Here is a 12,402-nt window from a genome sequence, read left to right as displayed (position 1 = left end):
TCGGGGTGGTTCAGGCGCAGGACCAGGCCGACATGCCCTGGATCCTGGCCAGACGTCTGGCCACGGTGATCTGCTCCTTGCGGGTCGCGAGGTCCGCTCGTGGGGCGTACTTGAGCCCGCCGGCCGCCTCCCAGCTCGACTGCGTGAACTGCAGGCCGCCGTAGTGGCCGTTGCCGGTGTTCGCCTGCCAGTTGCCGCTGGACTCACATGCGGCGATGGCGTCCCAGTCGGTCCCTCGGGGGACGGACGGGGACGCCATCGCTGGGGTGGTCGTGCCCAGAGCAGCCGCGGCGACCAGGACGATCAGGGCTGTCCGGTTCGCACTCACGCGCGAACTCCGCCCGTCGTCCCTCTGCGTACTTCGTCCAGAGATCATAGGAAACAGTTACACCATGCCACCGCCCGATGGCGCGCCGGTGACCGTCTGCTTGCCCCGGACGGGGTACGCGGTGTCCTACGACCGGCCGGAGAAGAAGGTGTTGGCGAGGCGAGTTCTACACCATCCCGCTCAACAGGTTGCTGATGAAGTCCATGACGCCGCACTTCACCGCGTGTCTGCGGTTGCAGTATCGGCGCCACCGGCGCTCTGTCAGCGGGCGGTCGCACCACTTGCATTGATGAGGTGAGGCGGTCCCCCGTTTGCTGCCCACGCACTGATCGTAGTGCGCCCCCGCCCGGTGGGCGGGGGCGCCCTGTTGACGCCGTCAGCGCAGCCACGGGTGCCGGCCGACGAGGGACAGCCGCGTCCAGGCCCCGCCCAGTCCCCAGGTTGCGCCGGCGCCCGCGGCGGCGAGGGCGACCAGGACGACTGCGTAGATCAAGTGGTAGTCGGCGAACGGGTTCGTCGACATGCTCGGCGTTCCGTCCGACAGGTGCCGGGCCGGCGGCCATTCCGCGATCCACATCAGCGCCATCATGGCGGTGCCCGCGATCGCGGCGGGCCACAGGCCGATCCCCGCGATCAGGGCGAGGCCGATACCGAGCAGACCGAGCATGAACAGCCAGTCGGCCCAGGGGGCTCCGGCCCAGTCGTGGAAGGTGGACTCCATCGGTCCGGCGGCGACTCCGCTGAGGAATCCCTTGGTCGGCGAGCCTCCGTCGATCCACCCCTTGCCGGAGGGGGTCGCGTAGCCGAGGCCGAACGCCTTGTCCAGGAACGCCCAGAGGAAGACGAAGCCCGTCAGCAGACGCAGGCCGGCGAAGACGTGCGCGGTGGTGGCGGCGGCCGCCGCGGTCGTCGGGCCGGTGGACGCGGGCGCTGTACCGGTCCGGTGCGGGAACGGAACGTGCCACCCCGGACGACGGTGCGGGTGATCGTGGACTGCCATGACGCTCATCCCCTCCAAGTGGTGCGGGCGAGAGGTGAGTTCCTCTCGGCGCGTCTTCACCGTCTCGCGTCGCCGGTGGCCGGGAGAGGGGCCGCAGGGCCCGGTCAGTGGGTCCAACGTCCCGACTTCTGTGGCCCGTTGCCGACGTGTCAGCTCTTCGTGATCGCCAGGCTCACCCCGTACAGGCTGCGTCCGGCGACGAGTTCGCGCCCGGAGACCAGCTCGGACTCGACGCGGACGAAGACCTCCCGTGCCGAAGGAGCCCAGGACACCGGGCCGGTGACAGCGAGCCGCCGCTGCTCGGCGGTGTCGGTCACCACCCTGGCGGGGCCCGTGACCACGACGCTCCAGCCGGCGTGCCGGTCAGGGTCGATGTCGTCGGCCTCGAAGGCGACCACAGCACCGTCGACCGCGCGCACCAGTTCCGAGTCGGCCGCGGTACGGAGCAGGACGGCTCCGTCGGCGTCCAGCCGGAAGTTGACCGGCAGCACGGCGGGCAGGGCCCGGCGTGTGAAGACGATGCGGCCGACGGGCACCCGGGCCATCAGCCGCAGGCACTCCTGCCGCCCGAGTTCGCGGAATCCGTCACTGGGGTACATCGCCGCCCTTCCTTCGTGTGGTGCCGCCGTTCCGCGGAACGGCCCGCTCTCATCCTTGGGTCAGTTCGTCGGCGACATGGGCCGCCCACGACTCGATCGCCGTGAAGTCGCGGTAGTCCCCGCCCTTGCCGTTGCGGAGGATCATTCCGGCGACCCGTCCCTTCGCGCCCTCCTCGAGGCAGCCGCCGAAGGTGATGTGCTCCCTGGCGTCGAGCCGGGTGGCCGCCTTCCGCACTCCGTGCACGGGCGGGATGTCCCGCTCGGAGGCCGAGGGGTCCAGGGGCCCGCTGCTGAACAGGTACAGCGGGCGTTCGGCCAGTGCGCGGCGGTGCCGCCGCAGGAAGCGGCGGGCGTCCTTCTGCCAGCGCCCGGCGTACAGTCCGCCGCCGGCCACGACGGCGTCGTACGGTGCCACGTCCCGGACCGAGCGGGCGGGCAGGGTCTCGACGGTCAGCCCGTCCTCGCGCAGGACTCCGGCGACGGTCTCGGCGATCCGCTCGGTCGATCCGTTGGTGGATCCATAGGTGATCAGCACGGTACCGGTCATGACGTGCACCTCCTCCGGGGCCATCGGGCCCGGGATCTGCTCCTGTGTCGAGTATCCGGCGGTCCTGACGGAGGTCCCATGGGCTGACCGGGGGTGAAACGAGGGCCGGTCGGCCCAAGGGGGGTGCCGGTTTCCGAGCCGGCGCCGGGCCTCGTCGCAGGGGGCCCTCGGCGGCTAAAGTGCCGGGGCGACGGGAAAAAGGGGGGCGCGGTGGCCAAGGTCAGTATCAGTCTCGACGCGGAACTCGTGGTGGAGGTGATGGTCCTGGCGGGGGTCGGGTCCCCTCAGGACGCGGTCGAGGCGGTCGTACGGGACTACATCGCCCGCGGCCACCGCACGGAGGCCCGTACCGAGCTCAAGGACGAGGCGCTGCGCGAGGTCGACGCCAAGCCTCAGGAGCCGCAGGGCTGAGGGCCGCGTCGGCGGCGCGAAGGTGGTGGGCGACCGGGCCGAAGGAGATCAGGCCGCTGCCGCCGCCGGCCGACTCGCCGTCCGCGGCGGCGAGTTCGTCGTGGGCCCGGCGCAGGACGTCCTCGTGTCCCACGGCCGCGGCCGTGCGGGCCAGTACGCACCAGAGTGCTTCCTGGAGAAGGTCGTGGGGCGGGCGGGGAACATCGGCGAGTGCGTGCCGGGCCCTCTCGGTGTCGCCGGAGGCGGCGAGCAGCAGGGGGTCGAGCCAGGGCCGGTAGGGGCCGGCGTCCAGACCGGCGAAGTCGTCGGGGTCGGGCAGGGTGCCGTCCCGCATGACCGGCACGAGCGCGACGAGGACGGCCGCTCCCCGGGTGAGGCCGGGCATGCCGTGGTTCGCGGTCTCCGCGAGGAGCCCGGCGTAGTGGGGGCGGGCGGCCGTCCAGCCGTCGGTCTCGCAGGTGCGCAGGGCCCGGTACCAGGAGGTGAACACTCCGGCGAGGGGCCGTTCGTTGCGGTGTGCCAGCCGGTCGATCTCCTCCGCCTCCGCGTCGGCCGCCGTGAAGTCACCGAGTCCGGAGAGTGCCTGGAGGCGGACGAGACGGCCCAGCACCTCGTGGCCGGGCAGGTGGTGGTCGACGGCCAGCCGCGTCAGTTCGGCGCCGAGTGCGTTCCGGTGGGCGGCCGATCCGCAGGTGCCGCAGGACTGCATGAAGGCGCCGTTGAGGGCGAACGCGAGCGCCGAGGGGTCGCCGAGACGGCGGGCGAGGCGTACGGCCTCCTGCGCGGCGCGTTCGGCGCGCAGCCGCCACGGTTCGGCGGCGGGGGCGGCGGCCGCCCGTGGAAGCGGGGCGTCCGCGGCGGCGTCGCCGCGTGACTCGACCGCGACCACCGACAGCAGCCGGGCCCGCAGCGCGGGCGGGCCGTCGGGGCCGAGCCGGGCGGCGGCGCGGGCGGCGGCGCGGACCAGGTTCCCGGCGTCGTCGGGATCGTCGGCCCGGGTCCAGACGGCCGGGACGTCGTAGGAGCCGATGATCCTGGCGGCCAGCTCGGTGTCCCCGGTCGTCTCGGCCGCGGCGACCAGTTCCCGCCGGTGTGCGCGCGCCTCCTCCAGGCCGTCGGCGCCGGTCACCGCGAGGTCCCGCAGCAGACCGGCGGTGGCGTGCAGCCGGGCCCGGGAGCGGGCGGGCACCGAGCGGTCCCACGCGGCGGCCGTACGGTCCCAGACGCCGTCCGCCGCCCCGGCCGGTTCGGTCGCGGAGCCGGTGGTGCCGCCGCGGATGCGGGCTTCGGTGCGGGCCAGGACGGCCGGGGTGCCGGTTCCGTAGGCGCCGGCGAGTGCCCGGCGGGCGTGTCGCAGGGACTCCAGGGCCTCTCCGCGGCGGCCGGAGCGGTCCAGGGCGGTCGCGAGCAGCGCCCAGCCGTCCTGCCGCCCCGGGTGCGCGGCGACATGGGCCCGCAGGTCGACGACGGCGTCCCGGGCCGCGCCGGTGGCCAGCAGGGCGTCGGCGCGGCGCTCGACCGCGCCGAGGCGGAGCTCCTCGAGCCGGGCCTGCTCGGCGGCGGCCCACCGGGCGTCCGGGAAGTCGGCGAGGACCGGCCCGCGCCACAGGGCGAGTGCCTCGTCCCAGAGGGCCACCGCCGCGTGCGGTGGCGCTTCGGCGGCCCGTGCGGCCGAGTCCTCGAACCTCCAGGCGTCCACCGCCTCGCGTCCGGCGCGCAGGAGGTACCCGGGACCGTCGGTGACCAGCAGCCGGGACGGCTGCCGGGGAGGGCGCCCGGGTTCCAGGGCGCGGCGCAGCGCCGCGACGAAGGTGCGCAGTGCTCCGATCGCGCCGGCCGGGGGTTCGTCCTCCCACAGGTCGGCCACGAGCCGGCCTGCCGGGACCACCCTTCCCCGGGCGATCAGCAGCCGCCCGAGCACCTCACGGTGGCGGGGCGCGCCGAGCGGCAGGCAGGCCCCGTCGGAGTCCCGGGCGGTGACCGGCCCCAGCAGTCCGAACTCCACTCCCACGGCACGGTCCCTTCAGGGCGGCGCCGTCCCCGGGGGTGCCGCGCGTCCACTCATCGATCGCTGATCCGGGGCCCGCAACCTGGTGGACGTCCCCGGACGGCCCGGACCGCCAGGTCCGGAACGTCCACTCTGCCACGAGCCGCAGGAGTCGCTGTGACACACCCGAGCATCCCTGGATTCACCGAGCACCGCGTACCGGTCGGCGACGGCGTCACGCTGAACGCCGCCGTCGGGGGCGGCGGCGCCCCGGTCGTGCTGCTGCACGGATTTCCGCAGACCCACCTGATGTGGCGGCACGTCGCCGCCGACCTCGCCGCCGACCACACCGTCATCTGCCCGGACCTGCGCGGCTACGGCGCCAGCGACAAGCCCGCCGGGAGCGGCCGGGACGTCTACTCCAAGCGCACCATGGCGCGGGACGTCGTCCGCCTCGCCGCGGAGCTGGGCCACGACCGCTTCGCCCTGGCCGGCCACGACCGCGGCGCCCTCGTCGCCTTCCGTGCCGCGATGGACCACCCGGGCGCCGTGTCCCGCGCGCTCTTCCTGGACGTCCTGCCGACCCTCGACATGTGGGACGCGCTGCGCGGTGTGTCCGGCGCGGTCGGCTTCCACCTGTACCTGATGGCTCAGGCGCCGGGCCTGCCGGAGCAGCTGATCGGCGCGTCCGCGGACGCCTTCTTCGGTCACTTCCTCGACGCCTGGACCCACGCCCCGGACGCGATGCCCGCCGACGTCCGCGGGCACTACCTCGCTGCCTCCGCGGCGGCCGTGCCGTCGATCGTCGCCGACTACCGCGCCTCCGCCGGCGTGGACGTGGAGCACGACTGTGCCGACCGGGAGGCGGGCAACCGGCTGGCGATGCCGGTCACCGTCCTCCAGCAGGACTGGGGCGCGGCGCTCGGCTACCACGCCCAGGGGCTGTGGAGCGCCTGGGCCGGTGACCTGCGGCACCGCACGGTCTCCTGCGGCCACTTCATGGCCGAGGAGGACCCCGCGCTGGTCACCGGGGAGATCAGGGCCCTCGGCGACCGCTGAGAGCTGTCAGGGGCTTCGCGGCGCCTGCCCCCGCCCGGGGCTGTGCGCCGCCGCGCGGCGGGGAAGCAGCAGCGGGGTCGTCAGCAGCAGCGCGCCGGCCAGCGCGATGGCGGCGCGCGCGCCCAGCAGGGTGCCCAGCACGCCCCAGAGGGCCGTCAGGAGCGCGGTGCCGGCCTTGGTCGTCACCGCCCAGGCGGAGAGCGTGCGGGTGACCCGGTCGGTGGCGGTGCGCCGCAGGCGGCAGGTGGCGTGCAGGGGGTTGAAGACGCCGCAGCAGAGGATGAGCCCGAACTCGACGCCGATCACCAGCAGCAGCCCGCCGGTGCCCGGTCCCGGGAAGGCCAGGCCGATGGGCCAGACGGCGCGCAGCGTCCCGGCCGCGACCAGGACCCGGTGCTGCCCGAACCGGTCGGCGAGCGGCCGGGCCAGCCGCGAACCGAGCAGCCCGCCGACCGAGGGCGCGGCGAAGGCGAGGCCGTACTGCCAGGGCGTGAAGCCGAGGCGCCCGAGCATCAGGACGGCCAGCAGCGGCTGGGCGGCCATCACCAGGCCGTTGAACAGGACCGTGTTGAAGAACAGCGGCCGCAGTGTCCTGTCGGCGAGGATGTACCGCCAGCCGTCGAGCAGGTCCCCGGCCCGCGGGGGCGCGGCCTTCCGCCGCTCGGGCCGGGGCTCGTCCCCGCCCGTCGCGCGGATGCCCAGAGCCGAGAGCAGGTGGCTGACCGCGTCGGCCACGACCGTCGCCACCGGACCGAGCAGGCCGATCGCCGCGCCGCCCAGCGGCGGTCCGACGATCGTGAGCGTCCAGGACGTGGACTCCAGCCGGGCGTTGGCGACGAGCAGGTCCTCGGCCGGCAGCAGCGTTTTGAGGTAGGCGCCGGAGGCGGCGCGGAAGGTGATGTCGGCCGCCGCGACGGCGGCCGAGACCAGCAGGAGCTGTACGAGGGTGAGCACCCCGAACGCGTACGCGGCGGGCACGGTCAGCAGCGCCGCGCACCGCACCAGGTCCGTCGCGATCAGCACCTGCCGCTTGCGGCGGAACTCGACCCACGGTCCGAGCGGCACCGCCACGGCCGCGCCCACCGCGGCTCCCACGGAGGACAGCGCGGCGACCTCGGCCGGCCCGGCGTGCAGCACCCGGATGGCGATCAGCGGGAACGCGCCGAAGGCCAGCCAGGTGCCGAGCGCGCTGGTCCCGTACGCCCCCCAGAGCCACCCGAACCGCCGCCCCAGCCGGTGCCCGCCGTTCATGCCGCCATCCCCGCCACTCCCCCGCACAACCGTTCCGCGATCGGGAACATCAAAGCGAGCACCGCATCCGGGGATCAAACAACCGCGGGACCGTCCGGCCACAACCAGCGGTTGTGGCCGTAGGGTTGTCGCCATGGACCTCGACAGTGTCCGGACATTCGTCGCCGCAGCCGACGCGGGGCGGTTCCAGGAGGCCGCCGACGAGCTGGCGGTCACCCAGCAGGCTGTCTCCAAGCGCATCGCCGCGCTGGAGCGCGGCCTGGGCGTGCGGTTGTTCACCCGCACCTCGCGGGGCGCCGAGCTGAGCATCGACGGGCAGGCGTTCCTGCCCCACGCGCGCGAGCTGCTGCGCGTCGCCGAGCGCGCGGTCTCCTCCGTGCGTCCGGGCCGCCGCCCGCTGCGCGTCGACGTGCTCGCCTCGCGCGGCGCGATGACGGGTCTGATGCGGGGTTTCCACCGCGCGCACCCCGAGATCGAACTCGACGTGGTGATGCTGCCGCCCATCGAGACGGCCCTCGCCGCCGTCCGGTCCGGTGCGATCGACGCGACCTTCCGTGCCGTCGCCGCACCGGGTCTGCCCCTGCCCGAGGACATCGAGTCCGTCCGGGTCCTCGACGAGCCGCTCCAGCTGCTGACCGGTCCGGGGCACGCGCTGGCGGGCGTCCGGTCGGTGACGGTGGCCGAGCTCGCCGGGCACCGCATCTGGATGCCCGGCATCGTCCCCGGAAGCGAGTGGGGCGCCTACTACGCCGACCTCGTCGCGGAGTTCGGTCTCACCATCGAGGCGACCGGCCCCAACTTCGGTTCCGACGCCCTCCTCGACACCGTGGCCGACACCCCGGCCCTGGCCACCTTCATGGGCGAGCTGACCCGCCTCGTCTGGCCCGCGGGCCACGACCTGCGCCGGATCCCGGTCACCGGTCCGACGCTCGTCTACCCGCACTCGCTGCTGTGGCGCCGGGACAATCCCCACCCGGCGCTGGCCGTCCTGCGCGCCCATCTCGCCACTACGGTGGCCGGCCAGGACACCGCCGGGACCTGGACGCCCGGCTGGGTGACTCCGCGCTGACGCACGGCGAGCGGGCGGGGAGTGCGGGCGGAAAACCGGTGTCCCCCGCCGCCCGGTTCCGCGATCATGGCTCGGACCCGCGCCCGCCACCGTTGAGGAGTTCCGCCTCCATGCATGTGCCTCCCGACCCGACGGTCCTCCGTCCGATGCCCGGCCAGCCCCGGGTGGTGCTGCTCAAGCCGCTGGTGACGTCCCCGCTGATCGAGGTCGGGGAGTACTCCTACTACGACGACCCTGACGACCCGACGGCCTTCGAGACGCGCAACGTGCTCCACCACTACGGGCCGGAGAAGCTGATCATCGGCAGGTTCTGCGCGCTGGGCACGGGTGTGCGGTTCCTGATGAACGGCGCCAACCACCGTATGGACGGCCCCTCCACCTTCCCGTTCCCCACCATGGGCGGCTCGTGGTCCGAGCACTTCGACCTGCTCACCGGCCTGCCCGACCGGGGGGACACCGTCGTCGGCAACGACGTCTGGTTCGGTCACGGCGCCACGGTGATGCCGGGCGTGCGGATCGGGCACGGCGCGATCGTCGCCGCCGGAGCCGTGGTCACCGGCGACGTGCCGGACTACGGCATCGTCGGCGGCAACCCGGCCCGCCTGATCCGCACCCGTTACGACGACCACGACATCGCCCGGCTGCTCGCGGTGGCCTGGTGGGACTGGCCCGCGGAGCACATCACCGCGCATGTGCGGACGATCATGTCGGGCGGCGTCGCCGACCTGGAAGCCGCCGCTCCCTAGGGACCGGGAGCGGGGCGCTCCGTACCGTGTTCAGGGCTGGGAGGCGGCCACCTTGACGCCGAAGCCGATCAGCACGACACCCGTGACGCGGTCCATGGCGCGGCGCACGCCGGGCCTCCCGAAGAACGCCTGGGCCTTGGCCAGCACCAGCACGTAGCCGCCGAGCCAGCCGAGGGTCAGGGCCGTGTGGACGAGGACCAGCAGGGTCATCCCGAGGTGCGGCGGGAGCCCGGACGGGGCGAGCGTGGGCAGGAGGCCGGTGTAGAAGACCGCGACCTTCGGGTTGAAGACGTTGCTGACCAGTCCCGTGCGCCACGGGTTACCTGCCGGGACCGGGGCGCCCGCCACCGGCGTCTCCGAACGGCCGGCGCGGCTCTGCAGCAGCGCCTGGACACCGAGGAAGCAGAGGTAGACGGCTCCGGCGAGCTTGACGACCGTGTACGCCGTGGCGGACGCCGCCAGGACGGCCGCCAGGCCGACCACGGTGAGCGCACCCCAGATCAGCAGTCCCGCCGATATGCCACCGACCGTGCGCAACCCGTCCTGCCAGCCGGACGCAAGGGCCCGCCGCGTCACCACGGCCATGTCCGGTCCGGGAACCATGGTCAGAACGGCGAGCACACCCGTGGCCGCGAGAAGCTGAACGAACATGGGCACAGTCTCGCACCGGTCAGCCCGACCCTCACGAGGGCCCTCACCACCTGGCCGGACGCCAGCCAAGTCATTTCTCCCAGCGCCCTATAGGCTTGCTCGCTCCGCGCGCGGGCGGGGGCCCGTGCTCCGAACGAGGGGGCCTGCATGGCCGTCGATTACTGGCACGCCTGCGTCGCACATGAGCGCCGGATCCAGGTCGTGGCGGCCGCCGCGGCGCGCGCATGGCACCAGGACGACGGCAGGGTGCCCCTGCCGCGCTTCACCGACTGGGGCGCGACATACGTCCGCCCCTCGCGGGAGCGCCCCGGCGGAGAGGTCGCCTTCTCGGTCCCCCTACGGGACGCCAGGTGACCGGCGGCGAGATCTCCCGCGACACACGCCTGTCCGCCCACTCCACGGTCTCCACCTCACTGGCGCTGTGCAGTGATCGCGAGCTGCGCGAGCTCGTGGACGCCGCCGCGCCGGCCGGTTCCGGCATCGGCGGGACGACCGCGCTGCTGGATGTCGGCGGCACCCCGGTGTTCGTCAAGCAGGTACCGCTGACCGATCTGGAACGGCGGCCGGAGAACATGCGCTCCACGGCCAATCTGTTCGAGCTGCCTGCCTTCTGCCAGTACGGGGTCGGCAGTATCGGCGGCCCCGGGTTCGGGGCATGGCGCGAACTTGCCGCGCACACCATGACGACGAACTGGGTGATCGCGGGAGACCACGAGGGGTTCCCGCTGATGCACCACTGGCGGGTACTGCCGGGTCCCGGACGACCGCTTCCGGAGGAGCTCGCCGATGTCGAACGGGCCGTCGCCTACTGGGGAGGCGGACAGGGGATACGCCGCAGGATCGAGGCCCTCCAGCAATCCTCGGCGAGCCTCATGCTGTTCCTGGAGTACATCCCGCAGAGTCTGCACGACTGGCTGGGCGTCCGGATCGGGGACGGCGGCGACGCGGCCGAGCGGGCCTGCGCCATGGTGGCGGGCGAGCTGGAAGCCGGTATCGCGTTCATGAACGCCCGCGGTCTGCTGCACTTCGACGCCCACTTCGAGAACATCCTCACGGACGGCCGGCGGCTGTTCTTCACCGACTACGGCCTCGCCCTCTCCTCCCGCTTCGCACTCACCCCGGAGGAGGCCGCCTTCCTCGACCGGCACCGTGGCTACGACCGGTGCTACGCCGCCACGCACCTGGTGAACTGGCTGGCCTTCGCCCTGTACGGATACGAGCCGGAAGAACGCGGGGCGTTCGTGCGCTCCTGCGCCCAAGGGGAGGTCCCCCCGGGGAACGTTCCGGCGGCCATCGCGGCAGTCCTGGTGCGTCACGCGCCGGTCGCCGCCGTGATGGGGGACTTCTTCCGCCGATTCCGGCAGGAGAGCCGGACGACCCCCTATCCGCTGGAGGCGCTCCGCCGGGCCGCCCTCCTGGACACGCCTCGCGGCGGCTCCTCCCTCTGAGGCGGAGAAGGGGCGCGCTCGTCACGTTGCCTGTCGTCGGCAGCGTGGGGTGGGGGTGTTCGTCCGGTCGGGGGCAGTGTGGGCTGTTCGATGCGTCGGTCAGGGTGGGGGCATGACCGCACCGAGGGACGCCGGGAGGCGAGGACGCGCATGAGCCGACGGCACCGCCCCCCGACGGCACCGGACCGCCATCTGATGGCGCACCTGCGGAACACGGTGTGGGGACCGGCCGAATTCGTGGGTCTGCCACCGTGGTGGCTGACCGCCAAGGGGCTCCTCGCCGGGTGCCTGGCGGCGGCGGCCATCACCGGCTCCGCGCTCGCCGGCGCCTGGTACGGGCTCCCCGTGCTCGCGGACGGCGAGGGCGGCCTCGTGTGCGCCGCCGGCGTCACCCTCTATCTATGGGCGCTGCGAGCCGGGCGGGCGCTGGTCGGCACGGTCGCCGTGCTCGCCGTCTGCCTCGCCCTGCTGGCGCCCCACGCCGCCGTGGACCTCGTGCTGGCCGCACGCGGACGGGTGGCGCCCACCCTGGTGACCTCGGTGGAGGGCGCGCCGGAGACCGCGTCCGGCAAGCGTCGCTATCTCTGCTCGGTGTCCCGTCGTGACGGCGTACCGCTGGAGGTCCGCGTGTGGCGCGGCTGCGGCCGGTCCACCCGCCCGGGCGACGCCCTCGCCGTCGTCTACGACTCGGAGGGCCGGGTGCCGCCGCAGGGTGTGGCGTCCGGAGCGGCCCGTTCGGGTTCCCTGCCCGAGCTGGGCGGCTTGGCCGCCGCCCTCGTCGCGGGGTGTCTCGTCGCGGTCGTGCGGTCGTACCGTCTGTCCCCCTCGACCGGCACCGCCGGTCCCCCCTGACGGCCGCCCGCGGCGGACGGGCGTGTGCCGGGCCCGTCGTGCACCGCGACCCTGCCGGGCCCCGGCAACTTGGCGGCACCCCAGGCTGCCGACCTCTCCGCGTGCCACGGCTCGACGCACCTGCGTATGGTTCGGCGCGACATGCGCGGCCACGCGTGCCGTGCCCGCTCCACTCCTTCCCTCCCCTCGCCCCCTCTGCCCCGAAATGATCCGCCATGCCGTCCCACGACGACGTCCCCGACGTGCCCCCTCCCCCACCCCTGGATCTCCTCCACGAGGTCGTCACCCGCTTCGACGCCTACGCCCGTGCCCGGGCGGCGCGCGACAGCGTCCTGCCGGGGGCGCGCACCACTCCGCGTCATGAGCAGCGCGCCTTCGACGATCTGCAGGCCGCCGTCAACCGGCTGCGCAACAGCGCGCGCCCACAGCACCCTTGAAGTCCGTCCGGACCCCG

General features: G+C 73.9%; 15 protein-coding genes. 8 read left to right on the top strand and 7 right to left on the bottom strand.

The features are described 5' to 3' along the window. Positions 1 to 10: 10 nt before the first annotated feature. From CNQ36_RS33615 to CNQ36_RS33600, 4 genes are all read right to left on the bottom strand, one after another. Positions 11 to 376: a transglycosylase family protein gene (locus CNQ36_RS33615; RefSeq protein WP_004921286.1), complete on the bottom strand. Its 366-nt coding sequence runs from the start codon at positions 374 to 376 to the stop codon at positions 11 to 13. A gap of 328 nt (positions 377 to 704) precedes the next feature. After that, positions 705 to 1,328: a hypothetical protein gene (locus CNQ36_RS33610; RefSeq protein ID WP_121549662.1), complete on the bottom strand. Its 624-nt coding sequence runs from the start codon at positions 1,326 to 1,328 to the stop codon at positions 705 to 707. A gap of 149 nt (positions 1,329 to 1,477) precedes the next feature. Then, positions 1,478 to 1,927 carry a pyridoxamine 5'-phosphate oxidase family protein gene (locus tag CNQ36_RS33605; RefSeq protein ID WP_121549488.1) on the bottom strand — a complete coding sequence of 150 codons (450 nt, stop codon included), beginning with the start codon at positions 1,925 to 1,927 and terminating at the stop codon, positions 1,478 to 1,480. Between the two features lie 49 nt (positions 1,928 to 1,976). After that, a complete protein-coding gene (locus tag CNQ36_RS33600; RefSeq protein ID WP_121549661.1) occupies positions 1,977 to 2,474 on the bottom strand; it encodes a flavodoxin domain-containing protein in 498 nt (165 codons plus the stop codon). 210 nt (positions 2,475 to 2,684) lie between these two features. Here CNQ36_RS33600 and CNQ36_RS33595 point away from each other — a divergent pair, with 210 nt between their 5' ends. Further along, positions 2,685 to 2,885 carry a type II toxin-antitoxin system VapB family antitoxin gene (locus CNQ36_RS33595; protein WP_121549487.1) on the top strand — a complete coding sequence of 67 codons (201 nt, stop codon included), beginning with the start codon at positions 2,685 to 2,687 and terminating at the stop codon, positions 2,883 to 2,885. Here CNQ36_RS33595 and CNQ36_RS33590 read toward each other — a convergent pair. Then, positions 2,830 to 4,896 carry an AfsR/SARP family transcriptional regulator gene (locus CNQ36_RS33590; protein WP_121549486.1) on the bottom strand — a complete coding sequence of 689 codons (2,067 nt, stop codon included), beginning with the start codon at positions 4,894 to 4,896 and terminating at the stop codon, positions 2,830 to 2,832. The two genes, CNQ36_RS33595 and CNQ36_RS33590, sit on opposite strands and share 56 nt — an antisense overlap. 153 nt (positions 4,897 to 5,049) lie before the next feature. Between CNQ36_RS33590 and CNQ36_RS33585 the strand changes: the two genes are divergently transcribed. Beyond that, complete coding sequence (locus CNQ36_RS33585) at positions 5,050 to 5,931, top strand: alpha/beta hydrolase (protein ID WP_121549485.1); 882 nt, start codon at positions 5,050 to 5,052, stop codon at positions 5,929 to 5,931. Positions 5,932 to 5,937: 6 nt separating this feature from the next. Here the strand turns inward: CNQ36_RS33585 and CNQ36_RS33580 are convergent, their stop codons facing one another. After that, entirely contained in the window at positions 5,938 to 7,182 is a 1,245-nt protein-coding gene (locus CNQ36_RS33580) for an MFS transporter (RefSeq protein WP_121549484.1), read from the bottom strand. 133 nt (positions 7,183 to 7,315) lie between these two features. Here CNQ36_RS33580 and CNQ36_RS33575 point away from each other — a divergent pair, with 133 nt between their 5' ends. Both CNQ36_RS33575 and CNQ36_RS33570 read left to right on the top strand, forming a co-directional pair. Then, positions 7,316 to 8,251 carry a LysR family transcriptional regulator gene (locus CNQ36_RS33575; protein ID WP_121549483.1) on the top strand — a complete coding sequence of 312 codons (936 nt, stop codon included), beginning with the start codon at positions 7,316 to 7,318 and terminating at the stop codon, positions 8,249 to 8,251. A gap of 110 nt (positions 8,252 to 8,361) precedes the next feature. After that, the gene (locus CNQ36_RS33570; protein ID WP_040905258.1) at positions 8,362 to 8,997 is read left to right on the top strand and encodes a CatB-related O-acetyltransferase; all 636 of its coding nucleotides are present in this window, start codon (positions 8,362 to 8,364) and stop codon (positions 8,995 to 8,997) included. A 30-nt stretch (positions 8,998 to 9,027) separates the two neighbouring features. Here CNQ36_RS33570 and CNQ36_RS33565 read toward each other — a convergent pair whose 3' ends face one another. Further along, positions 9,028 to 9,648 carry a LysE family translocator gene (locus tag CNQ36_RS33565; RefSeq protein WP_121549482.1) on the bottom strand — a complete coding sequence of 207 codons (621 nt, stop codon included), beginning with the start codon at positions 9,646 to 9,648 and terminating at the stop codon, positions 9,028 to 9,030. 147 nt (positions 9,649 to 9,795) lie between these two features. On the opposite strand from CNQ36_RS33565, the gene CNQ36_RS33560 reads away from it, so the two are divergent. The 4 genes from CNQ36_RS33560 to CNQ36_RS33545 all read left to right on the top strand — a co-directional run bounded on the left by CNQ36_RS33560 (position 9,796) and on the right by CNQ36_RS33545 (position 12,385). Beyond that, positions 9,796 to 10,002 (top strand): hypothetical protein, encoded by a 207-nt coding sequence (locus CNQ36_RS33560; protein WP_121549481.1) that lies wholly within the window; start codon positions 9,796 to 9,798, stop codon positions 10,000 to 10,002. Beyond that, positions 9,999 to 11,096 (top strand): protein kinase family protein, encoded by a 1,098-nt coding sequence (locus tag CNQ36_RS33555; RefSeq protein WP_121549480.1) that lies wholly within the window; start codon positions 9,999 to 10,001, stop codon positions 11,094 to 11,096. The genes CNQ36_RS33560 and CNQ36_RS33555 overlap by 4 nt, the downstream gene beginning before the upstream one ends. 150 nt (positions 11,097 to 11,246) lie before the next feature. Next, positions 11,247 to 11,948 (top strand): hypothetical protein, encoded by a 702-nt coding sequence (locus tag CNQ36_RS33550; protein WP_240659533.1) that lies wholly within the window; start codon positions 11,247 to 11,249, stop codon positions 11,946 to 11,948. Positions 11,949 to 12,163: 215 nt separating this feature from the next. Then, positions 12,164 to 12,385 (top strand): hypothetical protein, encoded by a 222-nt coding sequence (locus CNQ36_RS33545; protein ID WP_050782299.1) that lies wholly within the window; start codon positions 12,164 to 12,166, stop codon positions 12,383 to 12,385. The last annotated feature ends 17 nt before the right edge of the window (positions 12,386 to 12,402 follow it).

Source organism: Streptomyces fungicidicus, from assembly GCF_003665435.1.
Classification (GTDB): Bacteria; Actinomycetota; Actinomycetes; order Streptomycetales; family Streptomycetaceae; genus Streptomyces; species Streptomyces fungicidicus.
This window is presented reverse-complemented; position numbering and strand designations above follow the sequence as displayed.